This is a genomic window from Thauera sp. AutoDN2, assembly GCF_051280715.1.
In the GTDB taxonomy this organism is placed as follows: domain Bacteria; phylum Pseudomonadota; class Gammaproteobacteria; order Burkholderiales; family Rhodocyclaceae; genus Thauera.
The window spans coordinates 42301-62596 of record NZ_JBNCAR010000004.1 but is presented as its reverse complement, the minus strand read 5'-3'; the positions used below and the strand labels follow the sequence as shown (position 1 = coordinate 62596).

The following is a 20296-nucleotide window of genomic DNA, read 5'->3' as shown; positions in this document are numbered from 1 at the left end:
GCGAGGTCGCCCGCTTCAGTCGGCGGGAATCGCCTCCAGCGCCTCGTGCAGTTCCAGCCAGCGCAGCTCGGCCTCCTCGATGCGCCCGGCGAGTTCGGCCTGGCGCTTGTTGAGCGCCGGCACCTCACCCGCCTGCGGGCCGGTATAGAGCGCCGGATCGGCGAGCTGCGCGTCGATCTCGGCCTTTTCCTTGTTCCACGCCGCCAGGCGCTTGTCGATCTGCTCGATCTCCTTCACCAGCGGCCGGCGCGCCACCAGGCGCGCCTGGCGGTCGGCGGCGGCCTGCGCGCGGTCGGCCTTGCGTGCCGCCTTGTCGGCGGCCTGGTCGGGACAGGCCGCCGCCGCGGCCACCTCGGCACGCCGGGTGGCGAGCCAGTCGCGGTAGTCGTCGAGGTCGCCGTCGAAGGGCTGGATGCGCCCGCCGTCGACCAGCAGGAAGCGGTCGCAGGTGGCACGCAGAAGCGCGCGATCGTGCGACACCAGCACCATTGCGCCCTCGTAGTCCTGCAGCGCCATGGTCAGCGCGTGGCGCATCTCGAGGTCGAGGTGGTTGGTCGGCTCGTCGAGCAGCAGCAGGTTGGGCCGCTGCCAGATCAGCAGCGCGAGCGCAAGACGCGACTTCTCGCCGCCCGAGAACGGCCCGCAGGGGGTGGTCGCAGGCGTCGAAGTGCCACCCACGCCGTCGCCACGGAAGTCGAAACCGCCGAGGTAGTCGCGCAGTTCCTGCTCGCGCGTCTGCGGGTCGAGGCGCACCATGTGCTGCAGCGCGGACTCGTCCGGGCGCAAGGTCTCGAGCTGGTGCTGGGCGAAGTAGCCGGTGGCGAGGCCCTTGCCCTCCAGGCGGCGGCCAGTGGCAAGTCGAAGCTCGTGCGCGAGCAGCTTGATCAGTGTCGACTTGCCGGCGCCGTTGCGCCCGAGCAGGCCGACGCGCTCGCCGGGGCGCAGCGTGAGCGTGATGCGTTCCAGCACCGTCTTGTCGCCGTAGCCCACCGCACCGTCCTCGATCTGCAGCAAGGGGTCGGGCGCCGGCGGCGCGTCGCGGAAAGCGAAGCTGAAGGGCGTGTCCACATGCGCCGCGGCGATGCGCTCCATGCGCTCGAGCGCCTTGATCCGGCTCTGCGCCTGGCGCGCCTTGGTCGCCTTGGCGCGGAAGCGGCGGATGTAGTCTTCCATGTGCGCGATGTCGCGCTGCTGCTTGTCGAACATCGCCTGCTGCTGGATCAGGCGCTCGCCGCGCTGGCGCTCGAAGTCCGAGTAGCCGCCCGTGTAGAGCGCGAGCCTCTGCTGCTCGATGTGGGCGATATGGGTCACGCAGGCGTCGAGGAACTCGCGGTCGTGCGAGATCAGCAGCAAGGTGCCGCGGTAGTCGCGCAACCAGGCCTCGAGCCAGATCACCGCGTCGAGGTCGAGGTGGTTGGTGGGCTCGTCGAGCAGCAGCAGATCCGAGCGGCACATCAGCGCCTGCGCCAGGTTCAGGCGCATGCGCCAGCCGCCGGAGAAGTCTGCGACCGGGCGCTCGATGTCCGATTGCAGGAAGCCCAGACCGTCGAGCAGCGCTGCCGCGCGCGCGCGCGCCGCGTAGCCACCGATCTCGTGCAGGCGGGCATGCAGTTCGCCAATGTGCGAACCGTCGTGGGCGGCTTCGGCCGCGGCCAGTTCGGCCTCGATGCGGCGCAGCTCGGCGTCGCCGTCGAGTACGTAGTCGATCGCCGGCTGCGCCAGCCCGGGCGTTTCCTGGGCGACGTGGGCGATCACCCAACCCGGCGGCAGGTCGAGGTCGCCCTGGTCGGGGTGGAGCTGGTCGCGCAGCAGGGCGAACAGGCTGGACTTGCCGCTGCCGTTGGCGCCGGTGAGGCCGACCTTCCAGCCGGGGTGGATCTGCAGCGTGGCGGCCTCGATGAGGACCTTGGCACCGCGCGCGAGGCGCAAATTGCGAAGACTGATCACGAACGGATACACGGCCGCGGGGCCGCGGATTGAAGTAAAGGCGCTATTCTACGCGCCAGCCCAACCGAACCCGGAACCTCGACCCCCGGAAACCAGCGCGTATGATGATCCGCCCACGCCCCGCCTCCTCCATGTCCTCGAATGGTGCCCGGCTTCCCCGCAGCCTGTTGCTCGTCCCGCTCGCCCTGTCCGCCCTGCTCTCCAGTCCGCTGCGGGCACAGACGGACGAGGAGGCGCACCGGGCCGCCGAGCGCGCACGCGCCGCAGCGCTGGAGGCCGAGGGCAAGGCCCTGCGCGACCAGGCCGAGGCCACCTTCGAGGCCACCGTGCCGGGCTGTCATGAGAAATTCCTCGTCAACCGCTGCATCGACCAGGCGCGGAAGCAACGTCTGGAGACGATCCAGCGCGCCCGGACGCTTGAAGCCGAGGCCCGCGGCATCACCCTGCGCGAGCGCCAGCGTGCTGCCGCGCAGGCGGACACGGGCGGCAATGCGCGTTCGCTCGCGCCCGCCACACCCAGCGAACTGCCCACCACACCCCCAGCCGCCGCGCCTGCACCCGGTCCGGACGCGGGCATCGCGCCTTCCCCCGAAGCGGAGCGCATCCGCGCTCAGCGCGACGCCGCAGCGGATGCTGCGAAGGCCGAGGCCGCACGCAAGCGCGCCGAGACCGAGGACCAACGCGCCAGCGAGCGCCGCAGCGCAGAGGAGGCGGCGGCGCGCCGCGCCCAACAGGCAGCTGAAGACCGCGCGCGCTACGACGAGCGCATCCGCCGCTACGAGGAAGAACAGGCCGCGAAGAAGAAATAGGCACTCAACCCGACTGTCTTGCCCAGGCCAGGGCATCCTCCAGGCGGTCGTTGCCCCAGAACAACTCGTCGCCGACCCTGAAGCTGGGCGCGCCAAACAGGCCAAGCTCGGCCGCCAACTCGGTCTGTCGGCGCAAGGCGAGCTTGTTATCCTCGCTCTGCGCACGCGCCATGATCTCGGCGACCGGCAATCCGAGCGTGCCGAGAATGCCCTCGATCACGTCAACCTCGCCGATCTCGCGGTCCTCGGCGAAGTTCGCCGTCATTACCGCGCGCGCAAAACGCGCAACCCAGCCCTCTTCCACGCCAATCAGCGCCACCCGCGCGGCAAGCAGGCCATTGCGCGGGAAGCGGCTTGGGCGCCGGAACGGCAGTCCATTCCTGGCACACAAGCGCTCCAGGTCGCGCCACATATACCGCCCCTTGGGCGGATAGATGTTGAAGGGCGAATCGTTCCAACCCAGGGCGAGAAACACCGGCCCCAGCAGGAAAGGCTTCCACGCAAGCGCCACACCGGCCGTCTGCGCGGCCTCCTCGATGCGCATCACCGCCAGATAGGAATAGGTCCTGGCGAACTCGAACCAGAAATCGACGACCGGACGGGCCATGGCAAGGCTCCTTGCAGGGGACGAACTTCGTCACTATAGGCGAACACGCTCGCACGGCATCATGGGTCCGGCACGGATACACCGCCGGGAGGCTTCAGCGCGGCCGGTTCGCCACCCAGATCCCCGCCCCCACCAGCCCCAGCGCGGCAAACACCGCAGGCGTCAGCGGCTCGCCCAACAGCAGGCCGCCCGCGAGCACCCCCATTACCGGCGTGAGGAAGGAAAACGACGACAACCGCGTCGCAGGGTACTGCCGGATCAGCCAGAACCAACCCAGGTAGGACGCACCGGCCACGATGAAGGTCTGGAAGAAGAGGCTCGTCCAGACCGCAGGCGTCGGCGCGAACACGCCGGGTTCGCCGAGCACGATCGACAACAATGGCAACCCCAGGCCCGACACCGTGAGTTGGTAGAGCAGGGTCTTCTCGGCCGATACGCGCGCCAGCACGCTCGCCTTCACCGTCAGCGTGGTCGCAGCCCAGAACACCGCAGCCAGGACGATCATCAGATCGCCGGTCCACGAGGCGCCGACCGGCGCGAGCAGATGCTCGCCGAACAGGACCAGGATGCCCATGAACGCCAGCGCCATACCCGCCCACTGCGCCTTGCGCATCTGCTCGAGCGGCAGCAGCCAGCGCGCACCGAGCGCGACGAAGAAGGGCGCGGTGTACAGGAAGATGACACCCCGCGAGGCCGTGGTGAACTGCAGCCCGAGAAAGATCAGTGCGAACTCGGCCGCGAACAGCACGCCGGCCAGCACCCCCGGCCACAGGCTGCCATCGCGCGCCAGCAGGGGCACACCGCGCAGACGCGACCACAGCAGGACGATCAGCGCAGCGCCGATCGAACGCAGCCCGGCCTGCCACACCGGCGATATCCCCGCGATGGCGAGCTTGATCGCAACCTGCTGCAGGCCCCAGATGGTGCAGAACAGCAGCATCATGCCGATGGCGAGGCGGTCGAGTTCGGTCTTGTGCATGGGAAGCATGCCGGGCTGCGGCGTGGCCGGACAAGGGGCGTCCGGAAAGGCCCGGATTATGGGCTGCCGGCGCCGGAAACGCGAACAGGCTCCGTACAGGCCATGCTTTCGAACTGACTGGCAAGCGCATCGACCTCGCCCAGCAGGCGGCGGCGTTGCCCCATGTCCGCCTCATTGAACAGATCGGCCAGCAGTTGCAGGGTCAGCGCCCGGTTGCGCGCCTGCCGCTCGCGATGTGCGGGCGGCAGCCCCCCCTCGTCCGGCAACAGCAGGGGACGGATGTGAGACGACAGGGCGGCGGCATCCGCTCCGGCGCGCAGGACGTCTACCAGCGCAGACTGGCGTCGCTCGCGGTCGAGCAGCCACGTCTCGGTCGTCGGCAGCAACGCCCGGCTCCACGCTTCGACACGCCCGCGCTGCTGCGGGCTCAACGCGCCCAGCCAGCGATGAAGGCGCTTCTGCATGCGCTTCACACGCGCCGCGTGCTGCTCTGCCTCGCTACCGGAGAGGTAGTCCCGCCGCGCATCTGCCATGCGCCGCTGCAGCGAGACATCGAGTTCGTCGACCTGGGCGGGAGAAAGGCCGGCAAGCAGGGCGCCGGCGTCCGGCATCAGCGCGCCAAGCACCGCCCGCCACCAAGCCTCTCCACGCCGGAGGAAGACCTCGAGCTGCGCCGCGTCGACGCGGTCGCTCGAGAACAAGGTCTGCGCATCTCGCAGACCCGCGGCATAGTCGGCAAGCTGGGTGCGGCAGTGCCACGTCAGCTGGACGGCGAGGCGGCGGTCGAGGTCACTCCGCTGCCCCGCGTTCAGGGTCACGAAATCACGCACGTACCACGGCACCAGCCAGTCCAGCTTGCCGTAGGCAAAACGCAGACTGCATCCCCCGAGCAGGAGGACGGCGAGCAGGATCACAAGTAGCGCACGGAGCGTCTTCGGCATGGTGGAGAGACGCTGTCGCACGGGGGAAGTTCACTGGCGCCATACTTTGCGGCGCAGCCGGTGCAGCATGCGCGGGCGTATTTCCCCCTGCGGACGCGTTCCCTCCCGCACCCGGCCCGCAGGGCCGGCGACGGGGCGTGAACCTGTACGGTCGGGCGGGCGCGAGTGGCTTAGCGGGCGTCCTGCCGCTCATCCGCGGCCTGGACGCCGGCCGCCTCATTGGTGCTGCGATCCGCAGCACCGGCAACCGGCTCCACCGCAGCACGCTCCGCATCCTCGGCAGCTTGGGCGGGCGTGTCGCTGGGAGCCTCCCCTGCAGCCGTCGCCGAAGCCTCCTCGGGCGCAGACTGCCCGCCCGCCGCGACGCCTTCAGCCATAGCGCCTTCATCCGCGGCACCCTTCTCGGCCTCGCTGTCCTGCGCGGTTGCAGCAGCAGCTTCAGCGCCGACATCGGCTGCCACAGACTCAGCCTCGACCGCAGTCGCAGCAACTGCCGCACCGGCGGCAGCCCCTGCGATGAGTTTGCCAGCCTGCTCGTCCGCACCATGGGTCGTACCCACCAGCAGTGCATCCACGCGCTGCTGGAAAAGCTCGCGCGCCGACCCGGTAGACAGCTTCTCGTAGCCGGAAGACAGATGCTGAAACAGCTCCTTGTAGCCGCCAGCCATCGACACGAACAGCGTGGCGGTCTTGTCGAAGTGCGCCTCGACCTCCTTGCGATAGCCCTCGACCTCTTCCTGCTTGCTCCGGAGTTCGGTTTCGAGTTGATCGATACGCTCCTTCGTACCGGCCGACTTGCGACCGATGAAGAAAGCGACGATGCCGACGATGACGACGGCAGAGATTGCGATCAACCAGGCGGTTTGCGGTGTCATGTCCATCTTCTTTCTCCCTTGCTTTTCAATCGATGACCGTCGCCTCCACGGGCGACATGAACTGCAGGCGCGCTCGGAGCGCACGCGTTACCTCGACCCGCCCATCGGCAGCGATGCGCAACGCGTGTTCGATACCGAAACGGCGTGTATGTTCTCGCCACGCATCACCGGCAAGGTAGGCCGGCTTGCTCGGCGCATCGGAGAGCGTGCCGGCGCCCTCGCGCGGAGAGATCAGGATGGTGAGCGCCTGAGTGCCATGCGCAGGCTGGCCGGTGCGCGGATCCAGAAGATGCGAGAAGCGCTCGCCGTCGAGTTCGAAGTAGCGCTGATAGTCTCCGGAGGTGCCTACCGCTTCTCCATCGTACAACGGCAGGGTGGCGATGGGCGCGGGCATGCGCGGATGCTGGACGCCGATGCGCCACGGCTGGTCGCCCTTGCGGCCCAGCGCCATGACATTGCCGCCGATGTTGATGAGCGCATTGTTCACCCCGTTCTCGCGCAGGATGGCCGCGGCACGATCGAGCGCGTAGCCCTTGGCGTATCCGCCCAGATCGAGCTGCACCGCCGGGTTGCGGCTGCTCACGCGGTTTCCCTCGATGTGCAGGTCGTCCATGGACGGACGCGTCTGCAGCAGGGCTTCGAGCGCCGCCGGGTCGGGCCGCTGTGGCACGAAGGTGTCCGTGTGAAACCCCCAGAGCGCGATCAGCGCGCCAAGCGCCGGATTGAACAGCCCATCACCGGTGGCGGCGATGTGCTGGGCATCAGCCAGCATTGCGGCCAGCTCGTCAGACACGCCCGCCGTTTCGCCACGGGCCAGCGCAGCGTTCAGCGCGGTGAGCTCGGACGGCTCCCAGGCATGGTAGGCGCGGTGAAGGCGGTCGAACTCGCGCAGCACGGCATAGGCCGCCGCATCGGCCGCTTCCTGGCTGTCGCCATACACCGCGACGTCGACCCGCGTGCCGAAGACATACGCCTCATGCCGGAACACCCCGGCGCGCGAGCAGGCTGCGAGCAGTACGGCAACCAGCAGCAGCGCAACCCCGCGCATCGCCGCCGGGAACGGGAAATCGGGACTCAGGCGCACGCCTGTTCCAGGGTGTCGATCACCAGGCCGGCGACATCGAAGCCTTGCTGGGCATGGATCTCGACCATGCAGGTCGGGCTGGTGACGTTGATCTCGGTGAGGTAGCCGCCGATCAGGTCCAGGCCGATGATGAGCAGACCCCGCCGCCACAGGATGGGGGCGAGGTATTCGGCAATCTCACGCTCACGCGGCGTGAGCGGCATCGCCACGCCGCGCCCGCCCGCGGCCAGGTTGCCGCGCGTCTCACCGGCCCGGGGGATGCGCGCCAGCGAAAAGGGCACGACCTGGCCGCCTATGATCAGCACCCGCTTGTCACCCTCGGCGATCTGGGACAGGTAGCGCTGCGCCATGATCGTGCGCGCGCCATCGTGGGCCAGCGTCTCGACGATCACGTTGCGGTTGGGGTCATCCACACGCACGCGGAAGATCTGGCTGCCCCCCATGCCGTCGAGCGGCTTGAGGATGACGTCGCCGAGTTCGTCGATGAAGGCGTGAATGTCCACCGGGTCGCGCGCCACCAGCGTGGTCGCGGTGAACTGCGGGAACTCGGTGATCGCGATCTTCTCGGAGTGGTCGCGCACCGCACGCGGTTCATTGAACACCCGCACACCGGCCTGCGCCGCGCGCTCGAGCAGCCAGGTGGCGGTGACGTACTCGAAGTCGAAGGGCGGGTCCTGACGCATCAGCACCGCGTCGAACGCCGATAGCGGCACGGCCTGCGCCACACCCGCCCGGTACCAGGCGGCATCGTCGTCACAGACGTCCAGCGGCACGCAGCCCGTGCCCACCACCACGCCTTCGCGCCAGGTGAGCCCCGCGCGCTGTAGCGACCACACCTCGTGGCCACGGCGCGCGGCGGCGCGCATCATCGCGATGCTGGAATCCTTGTAGGCCTTGAGGCCCTCGAGCGGATCCAGGATGAAGAGGAGCTTGAGCTTGCGGTTCATACCGTCCTTGCCTGCGTCAGTTTGCCGAAGCGGGGCGCCCCGAGGCGCCGCCGTCCCACTCACGCCATCAACGCCTCATCCGTCACGGGTTCGGTTTCCTCGATCTCGACCGAGGCCGCGAGCAGCGCGAGGCGGGCGACGACGCCATAGGCGTAGAAACGGTTGGGCGGCGCATCGGGGCCCTGCGCTGCGTCGGGCAGGGTGCAGCAGGTGTCGAAGGCCAGCGGCTTGAAGTGCATGCCCGGCGCGTTGAGGTTCTCGTCGCGGCCGCGCTCGGTGTGCACGCGGTAGAAGCCGCCCACCACGTAGTGATCCATCATGTAGACGACCGGCTCGGCGACGCCGTCTTCCACCGTCTCGAAGGTGTGCACGCCTTCCTGGATGATGACCTCGTGCACCTCCAGCCCCTCCTTCACCACCGCCATCTTGTTGCGCTGGCGACGGTTCAGGCCGACCACCTCGGAGGCGTCCTTGACCGTCATCACGCCCATGCCGTAGGTGCCGGCATCGGCCTTGACCACCACGAAAGGCTCGTCGGTGACGCCGTATTCCTTGTACTTGGCGCGGATGCGGGTGAGCAGCGAATCGACCTGCGCCGCCAGGCACTCCTCGCCGGTACGCTCCTGGAAGTTGATCTGGCCGCAGACGCCGAACTCGGGGTTGATGCGCCAGGGGTCGATGCCGATCGCGGTCGCGAACTCGCGCGCGACGCGGTCGTAGCACTCGGCGTGCTTGGACTTGCGGCGCGAGTGCCAGCCGGCGTGCAGTGGCGGGATCAGCCACTGTTCGTCCAGCCCCGTCAGCACCGCGGGAATGCCGGCGGACAGATCATTGTTCAGCAGCACCGCGCAGGGGTCGAAGTTGTCCAGGCCGATGCGGCTGCCGCTGCGGCGCAGCGGCTCCAGCGTCAGCGTGGCACCGTTGGCCAGCTCCAGCACGGTCGGCTCGGCGATGTCGGGCAGCAGGCTGCCGATGCGCACATCGAGGCCGGTGAGGCGCAGGATGGACACCAGCTTGGCCACGTTCTGCAGGTAGAACTGGTTGCGGGTGTGGTTCTCGGGGATCAGCAGCAGCTTGCTGGCATCGGGGCAGATGCGCTCGATCGCCGCCTGCGCCGCCTGCACGCACAAGGGCATGAAGGCGTCGTTGAGGTTGTTGAAGCCGCCGGGGAACAGGTTCAGGTCGACCGGCGCGAGCTTGAAGCCCGAGTTGCGCAGGTCGGTGGAACCGTAGAAGGGCGGCATGTGGTCCTGCCACTGGTCCCGGAACCAGCGTTCGATCTCGGTGGCGTTGTCCAGAAACTGGCGCTCCAGCTCCAGCAGGGGGCCGGTCAGTGCAGTGGTGAGATGGGGAACCATGAAGTGTCTCTTGAGAGCGCTGCAAACCCGGGCGGGGCAGCGAATGGATTGGCCGAAATATTACACCAAGGGCACGCGCGCCCATTGCATCGAGGGCAAAAACCGGGTCACCCGAGAAGCGGACGCAGCGGTAGGCGATGCTCGTCCTTCACCGCCTCCATGACCACGTAGGTGTGGGTCTGCTTCACGCAGGGCAAGCTCGAGATCTGCTCACCCATCACGCGGCGATACTCGTTGATATCACGGGTGCGCACCTTCAGCAGATAGTCGAAATCGCCCGCGATCATCAAGCAGGACTCGATCTCGGGAATGCGCCGCACGGCCTCGTTGAAGCGGCGCAGATCCTGCTCGGTCGTGCTGGTCAGCAGCACCTGCACCACCACGATGTGGCCGGCCCCCACCGCCGCAGGGTCGAGCGCTGCATGATAGCCGCGAATAACGCCGGCTTTCTCAAGGCGGCGGATCCGCTCGGCACAGGGCGTCTTGGTCAGGCCGACCCGGCGTGACAGCTCGACGATGGACAGGCGGGCATCGGCCTGGAGTTCAGCGAGAATCTTCTGATCGATGCGATCCATTGCGGCGCAACAGGCGTTCTGCCTGCATGTAGGGTTCAATTCGGGAATTATGACTTTATAAATGCAAATTTTGGAGCCATTAACTCCAGTTTTTCGCAAAGAATGCGGCCTATTGAAGACATGTGCGACGCGCTTCGCAGCCTCCCTGCACAAGCCCCTCGCAAGCCCCCGACGGAGCCCCGGCCGTGACACCGATCCAGACCCAGCCTTGTGCCGCCCCCATCGCCCCCAGCACGGCGGCCCTGCCCGAGCGCCCGCGGAGTGCGCTTCGCCTTGCGATCGACGCAGCCTGGCGCAGTCCGGAACCGGAGTGCATCCCCGGGCTGATCGAATCTGCCCGCATCCCCGATACCCTGCGCGACGGGGTACACCGCCTCGCCCATGATCTGGTGAGCGGCCTGCGCGCCACCCGCACCCGCTCCTCGGGCGTGGATGCGCTGATGAAGGAGTTCTCGCTTTCCAGCCAGGAAGGCGTGGCACTGATGTGCCTGGCCGAAGCGCTGCTGCGCGTGCCCGACAAGGCGACCGCCGACCGTCTGATCCGCGACAAGCTCGCCGACGGCGACTGGCGCGCACACATCGGCAACAGCCCCTCACTGTTCGTCAACGCCGCCACCTGGGGCCTCCTGATCACCGGCAGACTGGTGTCGACCAGCAGCGAGGAGGGTCTGTCTTCGGCGCTCACCCGGCTGATGGCGCGCGGTGGAGAGCCGCTGATCCGCAAAGGCATGGACCTTGCGATGCGCATGCTGGGCGAGCAGTTCGTCACCGGCCGCGACATCGACGAAGCCCTCAAGCGCGGCCGCGAGCATGAGAAGAAGGGCTACCGCTACTCCTTCGACATGCTGGGCGAGGCCGCGATGACCGCCGCAGACGCCGAGCGCTACTTCAAGGACTACGAAAGCGCCATCCACGCCATCGGGCAGGCTTCGAAGGGCCGCGGCGTGGTCGATGGCAACGGCATCTCGGTCAAGCTCTCGGCCCTGCACCCGCGCTACACCTGGTCGCAGCGCGAGCGTGTGCTCGCCGAGCTGCTGCCCAGGCTCAAGACCCTGTGCCTGCAGGCACGGGGCTACGACATCGGCCTCAACATCGACGCCGAGGAAGCCGAGCGTCTCGATCTTTCGCTCGACCTGCTCGAGGCGCTTGCCACCGACGATGCACTCGCCGGCTGGAGCGGTCTGGGCTTCGTCGTGCAGGCCTATCAGAAGCGGGCGCCCTTCGTGCTCGACTTCGTCATCGACCTCGCACGCCGAAGCGGCCAGCGCATGATGGTGCGCTTGGTCAAGGGCGCATACTGGGACGCCGAGATCAAGCGCGCACAGATCGACGGTCTTGGCGGCTACCCCGTCTATACCCGCAAGGTCTACACCGACGTCGCCTACCTTGCCTGCGCGAAGAAGCTGCTCACTGCGCGCGACGTGATCTACCCGCAGTTCGCCACCCACAACGCACACTCGCTGGCAGCAATCTTCCACCTCGCCGCCGCCGACGGCCGCCCCTGGCAGCCGGGTGACTACGAGTTCCAGTGCCTGCACGGCATGGGCGAGCCGCTCTACGACCAGATCGTCGGTCGTGCCGACCGCCACCGCATGGTGCGCATCTACGCGCCGGTGGGCAGCCACGAGACCCTGCTCGCCTACCTGGTGCGCCGCCTGCTCGAAAACGGTGCCAACACCAGCTTCGTCAATCGCATCGTAGATGAGCGCGTGCCAGTCGAAGAGCTGATCGCTGACCCGGTTGAGCAGGCTGCGCCGCTTGCGGGCGCGCCGCATCCGAAGATCCCGCTGCCGGCCGAACTGTTCGGCGCACAGCGCACCAACTCCGCCGGCGTCGACCTCGCCAGCGAGCCGGTGCGCGCACGGATCGCCATGGCACTGGCCGCCTCGCGCACAAGCGCCTTCACAGGTGGGCCGGTGGTCGCCGGCAAGATTACCCCCGCTACCGCACTGCCGATACACAACCCCGCCAACCACCAGGACCCCGTCGGCAATGCTGCCGAAGCAAGCGCCGACGACATCGAGCGGGCGCTGGCCGCCGCCAGCGCCGCGGCAGCCGAGTGGGCCTCCACCCCGGCAACCGAGCGCTGCGATGCACTGATGCGCGCCGCCGATTTGTTCGAGCGGGACACCGACACCCTGCTCGCACTCGCAATCCGCGAGGCCGGCAAATCCTGGACCAATGCCGTCGCCGAGCTGCGCGAGGCGGTCGACTTCCTGCGCTACTACGCCCAGCAGGCGCGCGGCTTCGATGCCGCCAGCCATGTGCCGCTCGGCCCGGTGCTATGCATCAGCCCGTGGAACTTCCCGCTCGCCATCTTTACCGGCCAGGCCGCCGCCGCGCTTGCCGCCGGCAACCCGGTCCTGGCCAAGCCGGCCGAGCAGACTCCGCTGATCGCGGCCCATGCGGTGCGCCTGCTGCACGAAGCCGGGGTGCCGACCGCAGCGCTGCAGCTGCTGCCCGGCCGTGGCGAAGCGGTCGGCGCCACGCTGGTGGCCGACACCCGCGTGCGCGGGGTGATGTTCACCGGCTCCACCGAGGTCGCAACGCTGATCAACCGCACACTTGCCGAGCGCGGTGGCGATATCCCGTTGATCGCCGAGACCGGCGGACAGAACGCGATGATCGTCGACTCCACCGCACTGCCCGAGCAGGTGGTGGCCGACGTCCTCGCCTCCGCCTTCGACTCTGCCGGCCAGCGCTGCTCGGCACTGCGCGTGCTCTGCCTGCAGGACGACATCGCCGACGGCGTGCTGCACATGCTGCGCGGCGCACTCGACGAGCTGGCCCTGGGCGACCCGGCGGACGTACGCGTGGACGTCGGTCCGGTCATCGACGACGACGCCCGTGCCGGCCTGGAGGCCCACGTTGCCGCGATGCAGGCGAAGGGCGCGCGCGTCACCCGCCTTCCCCTGCCTGCCGGGTGCGCGCATGGCACCTTCGTCGCACCGACCATCATCGAGATCGACGCGCTGTCCGCAATCGGCCGCGAGCAGTTCGGCCCCATCCTGCACGTGCTGCACTACCGCGCCGCCGAGCTCGACACGCTGATCGACGCGATCAATGCCAGCGGCTACGGCCTCACCATGGGGGTGCACACGCGCATCGACGAGACGGTCGAGCGCGTCGCCGCACGCGCCCATGTCGGCAACCTGTATGTGAACCGCAACATCATCGGTGCGGTCGTTGGCGTACAGCCCTTCGGCGGCGAAGGGCTTTCGGGCACCGGACCCAAGGCGGGCGGCCCGCTCTACCTGCACCGGCTGCTGGCCCGCACGCCCGGCCCTGCGCTGACCGATGGCGCATGCACGGTGGGCGAGGACGAAGAGGCTCGCGCGGCCGACCAGGCGCTCGAACGCTTCCTCGGTTGGCTGGACGGCGACGGCCGCAGTCTGGTGGAGGGTGACGAACTGGCCGTGCTGCGCGACCGCGCCGATGCCTGCCGCGCGCGCAGCCTCAGCGGCCTGCGCCTGACCCTGCCCGGCCCCACGGGCGAGGAGGACAGCCTGCGCTTCACCGCGCGCGGCACGATCGCCGGCGTGGCCGGGCACCGCACCGGCGTGCTGCATCAGGTCATGGCCGCTCTCGCCAGTGGCAATCACCTGCTGCTGGACGACAAGGCGGCCGCTCGCGCCGTGTACGAGGCACTGCCCCAGGCATTGCAAGCCCGGATCACCCTCGATGCAGGCTGGGCCGAAAAGGCCATTGGTGCAGTGCTGTTCGAGGGCCCCGAGACCGAGGCTGACGCACTGCGTGTGCGCATCGCCGCCCGCAAGGGGCCCATCGTCCAGTTGCTGCAGCCCAACCCGGATTACGACCTCGCCCGCCTCGTGCATGAGCGCACGCTATCGATCAATACCGCAGCCGCGGGCGGTAACGCCAGCCTGATGGCGATGGGGGCCTGAACGCCCCCGGGTCCGCAGAACCTTCCCCCAGGGCTACACCCTAGGGGAAGTTCATCTCCGGCGAAGCCCCCGCAGCTAGGGCCAGCACGGATGGTAATTTCGGAGAATTCGCTTACCTTAGGCGGCCGCAAACGGCTCCGCACACGAGCCCGATGCCCGAACCAAGGCCATAACCACAGCCAAGAAGGAGACGTTTCATGAAGAAAACCCTGCTCGCAACCGCCGTGCTCGCGCTGGGCGGCTTTTCCTCCGCCGCCCTCGCAGATCTTTCCGTGGCGATCGCCGGCCCCATGACCGGCCAGTACGCATCGGCCGGCGACCAGATCCGCAAGGGCGCGGAAATGGCCATCGCCGACATCAACGCACGTGGCGGTGTGCTCGGCGAGAAGCTCAAGCTGGAGGTGGGCGACGACGCCTGCGATCCCAAGCAGGCGGTGTCGGTGGCGAACACCATGGTCAACAAGAACATCGTGTTCATGCACGGCCACTGGTGCTCGAGCTCGACCATCCCCGCCTCCGAGGTGTACAACGAAGCCGACATCCTGATGGCCACGGTGTCGACCAACCCGCAGGTCACCGAGCGCGGGCTGAACAACATCTTCCGCATCATGGGCCGTGACGACCAGCAGGGCCTGGTGGCGGGCAGCTACATCGCCGAGAAGTTCGCCGGCAAGAAGGCCGCCGTGGTCGACGACAAGAGCGCCTACGGCAAGGGCCTGGCCGACGAGATGGCCAAGGCGATGGAAGCCAAGGGTCTCAAGCCGACGTTGCGCGAGGCGATCACTGCCGGCGAGAAGGACTACTCGGGCCTGGTCACCAAGCTCAAGCAGGCCGGCGTCGAGGTGATGGCCTACGGCGGCTACCACACCGAGGTTGCGCTCATCCTGCGCCAGGCCCAGGCCGCCGGCCTCGACCTGACCGTGATGGGCGGCGACACCATGACCAACTCCGAGCTCGTCACCGCCGCCGGCCCGGCTGCGGACAAGGTGCTGTTCACCTTCTCGCCCGACCCGCGCAAGAACGCCGACGCTGCCCCCGTGGTGGAGAAGTTCCGCGCCGCCAAGGTCGAGCCCGAAGGCTATGTGCTCTACGCCTACGCTGCCTTCCAGCTCTTCGAGCAGGCCGCCACCGCAGCCAAGAGCACCCAATACGCCGACCTCGAGAAGGCGATGCGTGGCGGCAGCTTCAACACCGTGATCGGCGAGCTGTCCTTCGACGCCAAGGGCGACCAGAAGGCGCCGGGCTTCGTGGTCTATCGCTGGCAGGGCGGCCAGTACGACTACGCGCAGTAATCACCCGCCCCGGACTGTCCGGGGCATCGGTCGCCCTCCGCCCACGAGGCGGGAGGCGACCCTGCAATCAAACGACAAGACGGCACCCGGCACCCGCATCGGCCACACCGGCGCGGGCGCCATCGTGCCTCCACGGGAGACATCGTGGCCTACGCACTCCAGCAACTGATCAACGGGCTCACGCTCGGCGCCATGTACGGCCTCATCGCCATCGGCTACACGATGGTGTACGGCATCATCGGCATGATCAACTTCGCCCATGGCGACATCTTCATGGTGAGCGCGTTCATCGCGATCACCGCCTTTACCATCCTCGCCGCAGCCGACGTGACCTCGATCCCGCTCGCACTCACCTTCGTGCTGATCGTGGCGATCTTCTTCACCTCAGCCTACGGCTGGGCGGTCGAGCGCACCGCGTACCGCCCGCTGCGCGGCTCGACGCGGCTGGCGCCGCTCATTTCCGCGATCGGCATGTCGATCTTCCTGCAGAACACCGTGCAGCTCACCCAGGGTGCGCGCGTCAAGCCGATCCCACCGGTGCTCGAGGGCGGCATCGTGCTGTGGGACAACCCCGCCTTCACGGTGCAGATCGGCTGGAGCCAGATGCTGATCATCGTCACGACCGTGATCCTGATGACCGCCTTCACGTGGATGATCACGCAGACCCCCTTCGGCCGCCAGCAGCGCGCCTGCGAACAGGACCGCACCATGGCGGGGCTGCTCGGGGTCAATGTGGACCGCACCATCTCCTACACCTTCATGCTCGGCGCGGCGCTGGCTGCGGTCGCCGGGGTGATGGTGACGGTGTACTACGGCGTGGTGGATTTCTTCATCGGCTTCCTCGCCGGCATCAAGGCCTTCACCGCCGCAGTGCTGGGCGGCATCGGCTCGCTGCCGGGGGCCATGCTGGGCGGGCTGCTGATCGGGCTCATCGAGTCCTTCTGGGCCGCCTACCTGTGGGCGGAATACAAGGACGTCGCCACCTTCAGCATCCTGTGCCTGGTGCTGATGTTGCGCCCCTCCGGCCTGCTCGGCCGGCCCGAAGTGGAGAAGGTCTGATGAGCACCATCGTCTTCGCCCGCCATGCCATGACCCCCGCCGAGCGTCTGCGCGACGCCGGCTGGGTAGCCTTCGTGGGTCTCATCCTCGGCGTGCCGCTGATCGGCCTGACCACAGTGGACGTGGGCGGGCGACTGGCGGTCGACACCCGCTTCGGCCTGCTCGCAGCCTTCGTCACCGCCGCCTTCGCGGGGCGCCTGTTGCTGCGCTGGGGCATCGACCACATGCGCAACCGCAAGCTCACCCGCGAGCAGGCCAGCACCACCACCGCCGCGCAACGTGCACATGGCGCGCAGAAGGTGGTCAACATCCTGGGCTGGGTGGCGCTCGGCGCCTCGATCGCGCTGCCCATCATGTACTCCGACAACCGCTATGTGGTCGACACCGCCACCACGGTGCTGATCTACGTGATGCTGGGCTGGGGCCTCAACGTGGTCGTGGGACTCGCGGGCCTGCTCGACCTGGGCTACGTCGCCTTCTACGCGGTGGGCGCCTATTCCTACGCGCTGCTGTCCACCCAGTACGGCTGGGGCTTCTGGGAGGCCTTGCCCGTCTCCGGCGCACTCGCGGCCAGCTTCGGCATCCTCCTGGGCTATCCGATCCTGCGCCTGCGTGGCGACTATCTCGCCATCGTCACGCTGGGCTTCGGGGAGATCATCCGTGTGATCCTGGTGAACTGGACCGAATTCTCCGGCGGCCCCAACGGGATCAGCTCGATCCCGCGCCCAAGCTTCTTCGGCCTCGAGTTCACCCGCAGCGCACCGGAAGGCACACAGACCTTCGCCAGCTTCTTCGGCCTGGAGTTCTCGGCCATGCACCGGCTGATCTTCCTCTACTACCTGATCCTGGTGTTGGCCCTGCTCACCCACGCGTTCGTGTCGCGGCTGCGCAAACTGCCCGTCGGCCGCGCCTGGGAGGCACTCCGCGAGGACGAGATCGCCTGCCAGGCCATGGGCATGAACACCACCAACATCAAGCTCTCGGCCTTCGCCATCGGCGCCATGCTGGGCGGCTTCGCCGGGGTCTTTTTCGCCGCGCGCCAGGGCTTCATCTCGCCGGAGAGCTTCACCTTCACCGAGTCGGCGATCATCCTCGCCATCGTGGTACTGGGCGGCATGGGCTCGCAAATGGGCGTGGTGCTTGCGGCAACGCTGCTGGTGCTGATCCCCGAGTTCGGGCGCAACTTCTCCGAGTACCGCATGCTGCTGTTCGGCGCTGCGATGGTGCTGATCATGGTGTGGAAGCCCGGCGGCCTGCTGTCGCACCGCGAACCCACGGTACGCCTGCAGCCTGCGGGCGCCGCCGCCAGCGACAAGGAGGGCGCACGATGAGCGCACACGACAAGGGCACCCTGCTGTCGGTGCGCAAGCTGACCATGCGCTTCGGCGGTCTGACCGCGATCGACGATCTGTCGCTCGAGGTGCCGGCCGGCCGCATCACCGGCATCATCGGCCCCAATGGCGCGGGCAAGACCACGCTGTTCAACTGCCTCACCGGCTTCTACAAGCCGACCACCGGCACGCTGCGCCTGGCACATCCCGTGCGCGGCGAGATACTGCTGGAGAAGCTGCCCAGCCACCGGGTCGCGCGCGACGCCCAGGTGGTGCGCACCTTCCAGAACATCCGCCTGTTCCCGAAAATGACGGTGCTGGAGAACCTCATCGTCGCCCAGCACAACGTGCTGCAGCGCGCCTCGAGATTCTCCATCGCCGGAATCTTCAAGCTGCCCGGCTACCGCCAGGCGGAGAGGCAGGCGATCGAGCGCGCGGCGATGTGGCTCGAACGGCTCAAGCTCACCCACCTCGCCGACCACGCCGCGGGCGACCTGCCCTACGGCATCCAGCGCCGCATCGAGATCGCACGTGCGCTGTGCGTCGACCCGGTTCTGCTGTGCCTGGACGAACCGGCGGCCGGCCTCAACCCGCGCGAATCGGCCGAACTCAACGAGCTGCTGCTCTACCTGTGCGGCGAACTGGGCATCGCGATCCTGCTCATCGAGCACGACATGAGCGTGGTGATGAACGTCTCCGACCACATCGGCGTGATCAGCTACGGGCGCAAGATCGCCGAAGGCACTCCCGAGGAGGTCCGGAACAACCCGGAGGTGATCAAGGCCTACCTCGGCGAGGACGAGGAAGAAGCCGAAGCGGGCATCGCCGAGAAACTTGCCGAGGAAGGCATGACCGAGACACGCAAGGGGGGGCAGCCGGCATGATGCTCACGATGGAGGGCGTGCACGCCCATTACGGACATATCCACGCACTGCGCGGTATCGACATCGAGGTTCAGGTCGGGGAGATCGTCACCCTGATCGGTGCCAACGGCGCCGGAAAATCCACGCTGATGATGAGCCTGTTCGGCAACCCCAAGGCCAGCGCGGGGCGCATCGTGTTCGACGGCGAGGACATCACCCGCGTCCATACCCACGAGATCGCCCGTCGCGGCATCGCCCTGGTGCCCGAAGGCCGGCGCATCTTTCCGCGCATGACGGTGATCGAGAACCTGCAGATGGGAACGGCGCATGCCGACCCGGCGAACTACGATGCCGACATCGCGCGCGTGTTTGCGATGTTTCCCATTCTCGAGGAGCGACGCACGCAACGCGCCGGCACCTTGTCGGGCGGGGAACAGCAGATGCTCGCGATCGGCCGCGCGCTGATGAGCCGCCCCAAGCTGCTGCTGCTCGACGAGCCTTCACTCGGGCTGGCGCCGATCTACATCCGCAAGGTGTTCCAGATCATCCGCGAACTCAACCGCGACCACGGCATGACCATCCTGCTCGTCGAGCAGAACGCCAACCAGGCCCTGCGCGTAGCCGACCGCGGCTACGTGCTGCAGCACGGCGAGATCACCCTCGCCGGCACCGGGGCCGAACTGCTGGCGAGTACGGAAGTGCGTGCAGCCTACCTGGAGGGCGGGCACGCCTGATCGGCGATCATCCGCAGCCCTCCCGTTTCGCGCGAATCCATGTCCGACACCTCCCAACCCGCCCGCTGGCTGCCTTTCGTCGTCCTCGGCATCGGCCTCACCGCAATCTCCTTCGGCGCCATCTTCGCCCGCCTCGCCCAGGCCGAGGGTGTCAGCTCCCTTACCGTGGCGACCTGGCGCTTGGGGCTCGCGGCATTGATCATCACCCCGATCGCCCTGCTGCAATCGCGCCACGAACTGGCACGGCTCACCCGCAGGCAGATCGGCATGGCGCTGGTGGCGGGCTTCTTTCTCGCCCTGCACTTCGCTACCTGGATCAGTTCGCTGGAATACACCTCGGTCGCCTCCAGCACCGCGCTCGTCACCACCAACCCGCTCTGGATCGGCCTGGCTTCCTTCCTGATCTTCCGCGAGACCCCGACGCGGATGATGATCGGCGGCATCGCGCTGTCGTTCGCCGGCAGCCTGTTCATCTTCTGGAGCGACAGCCAGACCGCTGGCGCAGGCAGCAACCCGATGCTGGGCAACCTGCTGGCGCTGATCGGGAGCTGGTGTTTTTCCGCCTACCTGTTGATCGGGCGCCGGCTGCGCGCCGGGCTCGGGTTGCCTGCCTACATCTGGCTGGCCTATGGCGCTGCGGCGCTGTTTCTCTTCGCCGCCAGCGGCGTGGGTGGGGTGGAGCTCATCGCCCTGTCGGGCACCGCCTGGCTGGTCCTGCTCGCAATGGCGGTGGGCCCGCAACTGCTCGGCCACACCGCCTACAACTGGTCGCTACGCTACGTGTCCGCCACCTTCGTCGCGGTGGTCACGCTCGGGGAACCGGTGGGTAGCGCGCTGATGGCCTTCCTCATTTTCGGCGAAAGCTTTGCGCCGCTGCAGTTCGTCGGTTTCAGCCTGCTGCTGGTGGGGATCTACCTGGCGGCAAAGGGCGAGAAGGGCTGAGCGCCTGGCAAACCCACGCTAAAGTCTCGCACCGCCGTGACGATAACT

At 67.9% G+C, this 20296-nt stretch carries 17 protein-coding genes; 8 read left to right on the top strand and 9 right to left on the bottom strand.

Annotated features, from left to right (window positions below; translation table 11 throughout):
- Positions 1–15: 15 nt before the first annotated feature.
- Positions 16–1947 carry an ATP-binding cassette domain-containing protein gene (locus ACPT9U_RS03855; RefSeq protein ID WP_435749948.1) on the bottom strand — a complete coding sequence of 644 codons (1932 nt, stop codon included), beginning with the start codon at positions 1945–1947 and terminating at the stop codon, positions 16–18.
- A gap of 101 nt (positions 1948–2048) precedes the next feature.
- Here ACPT9U_RS03855 and ACPT9U_RS03850 point away from each other — a divergent pair, with 101 nt between their 5' ends.
- On the top strand, positions 2049–2756 hold the full coding sequence (locus tag ACPT9U_RS03850) for a hypothetical protein (RefSeq protein ID WP_435749947.1): 708 nt from the start codon (positions 2049–2051) through the stop codon (positions 2754–2756).
- Between the two features lie 4 nt (positions 2757–2760).
- Here ACPT9U_RS03850 and ACPT9U_RS03845 read toward each other — a convergent pair whose 3' ends face one another.
- The 8 genes from ACPT9U_RS03845 to ACPT9U_RS03810 all read right to left on the bottom strand — a co-directional run bounded on the left by ACPT9U_RS03845 (position 2761) and on the right by ACPT9U_RS03810 (position 10122).
- The gene (locus ACPT9U_RS03845; RefSeq protein ID WP_435749946.1) at positions 2761–3363 is read right to left on the bottom strand and encodes a 2-hydroxychromene-2-carboxylate isomerase; all 603 of its coding nucleotides are present in this window, start codon (positions 3361–3363) and stop codon (positions 2761–2763) included.
- A 94-nt stretch (positions 3364–3457) separates the two neighbouring features.
- Complete coding sequence (locus ACPT9U_RS03840; protein WP_435750025.1) at positions 3458–4342, bottom strand: DMT family transporter; 885 nt, start codon at positions 4340–4342, stop codon at positions 3458–3460.
- Between the two features lie 56 nt (positions 4343–4398).
- A complete protein-coding gene (locus ACPT9U_RS03835; RefSeq protein WP_435749945.1) occupies positions 4399–5283 on the bottom strand; it encodes a DUF6279 family lipoprotein in 885 nt (294 codons plus the stop codon).
- A gap of 170 nt (positions 5284–5453) precedes the next feature.
- Positions 5454–6158 carry a ZapG family protein gene (locus ACPT9U_RS03830; RefSeq protein ID WP_435749944.1) on the bottom strand — a complete coding sequence of 235 codons (705 nt, stop codon included), beginning with the start codon at positions 6156–6158 and terminating at the stop codon, positions 5454–5456.
- 25 nt (positions 6159–6183) lie between these two features.
- Entirely contained in the window at positions 6184–7206 is a 1023-nt protein-coding gene (locus tag ACPT9U_RS03825) for an FAD:protein FMN transferase (RefSeq protein ID WP_435750024.1), read from the bottom strand.
- 26 nt (positions 7207–7232) lie between these two features.
- The gene (gshB, locus tag ACPT9U_RS03820; protein ID WP_435749943.1) at positions 7233–8189 is read right to left on the bottom strand and encodes a glutathione synthase; all 957 of its coding nucleotides are present in this window, start codon (positions 8187–8189) and stop codon (positions 7233–7235) included.
- A gap of 59 nt (positions 8190–8248) precedes the next feature.
- Positions 8249–9547, bottom strand: coding sequence for a glutamate--cysteine ligase (gshA, locus tag ACPT9U_RS03815; RefSeq protein WP_435749942.1), 1299 nt, complete (start codon positions 9545–9547; stop codon positions 8249–8251).
- A gap of 107 nt (positions 9548–9654) precedes the next feature.
- Positions 9655–10122 carry an Lrp/AsnC ligand binding domain-containing protein gene (locus ACPT9U_RS03810; RefSeq protein ID WP_418363920.1) on the bottom strand — a complete coding sequence of 156 codons (468 nt, stop codon included), beginning with the start codon at positions 10120–10122 and terminating at the stop codon, positions 9655–9657.
- A gap of 185 nt (positions 10123–10307) precedes the next feature.
- Between ACPT9U_RS03810 and putA the strand changes: the two genes are divergently transcribed.
- The 7 genes from putA to ACPT9U_RS03775 all read left to right on the top strand — a co-directional run bounded on the left by putA (position 10308) and on the right by ACPT9U_RS03775 (position 20248).
- Positions 10308–14027, top strand: coding sequence for a trifunctional transcriptional regulator/proline dehydrogenase/L-glutamate gamma-semialdehyde dehydrogenase (gene putA, locus ACPT9U_RS03805; RefSeq protein WP_435749941.1), 3720 nt, complete (start codon positions 10308–10310; stop codon positions 14025–14027).
- 197 nt (positions 14028–14224) lie between these two features.
- Entirely contained in the window at positions 14225–15319 is a 1095-nt protein-coding gene (locus tag ACPT9U_RS03800) for a branched-chain amino acid ABC transporter substrate-binding protein (protein WP_418363922.1), read from the top strand.
- 144 nt (positions 15320–15463) lie between these two features.
- Positions 15464–16378 (top strand): ABC transporter permease subunit, encoded by a 915-nt coding sequence (locus tag ACPT9U_RS03795; protein WP_418363923.1) that lies wholly within the window; start codon positions 15464–15466, stop codon positions 16376–16378.
- Positions 16378–17709, top strand: a complete 1332-nt coding sequence (gene livM / locus ACPT9U_RS03790) for a high-affinity branched-chain amino acid ABC transporter permease LivM (protein ID WP_435749940.1) — start codon at positions 16378–16380, stop codon at positions 17707–17709. Before ACPT9U_RS03795 ends, livM begins: the two co-directional genes overlap by 1 nt.
- The gene (locus tag ACPT9U_RS03785; protein WP_435749939.1) at positions 17706–18593 is read left to right on the top strand and encodes an ABC transporter ATP-binding protein; all 888 of its coding nucleotides are present in this window, start codon (positions 17706–17708) and stop codon (positions 18591–18593) included. Before livM ends, ACPT9U_RS03785 begins: the two co-directional genes overlap by 4 nt.
- Entirely contained in the window at positions 18593–19306 is a 714-nt protein-coding gene (locus ACPT9U_RS03780) for an ABC transporter ATP-binding protein (RefSeq protein WP_418364090.1), read from the top strand. The genes ACPT9U_RS03785 and ACPT9U_RS03780 overlap by 1 nt, the downstream gene beginning before the upstream one ends.
- A 39-nt stretch (positions 19307–19345) precedes the next feature.
- Positions 19346–20248, top strand: coding sequence for a DMT family transporter (locus ACPT9U_RS03775; protein ID WP_435749938.1), 903 nt, complete (start codon positions 19346–19348; stop codon positions 20246–20248).
- Positions 20249–20296: the final 48 nt, after the last annotated feature.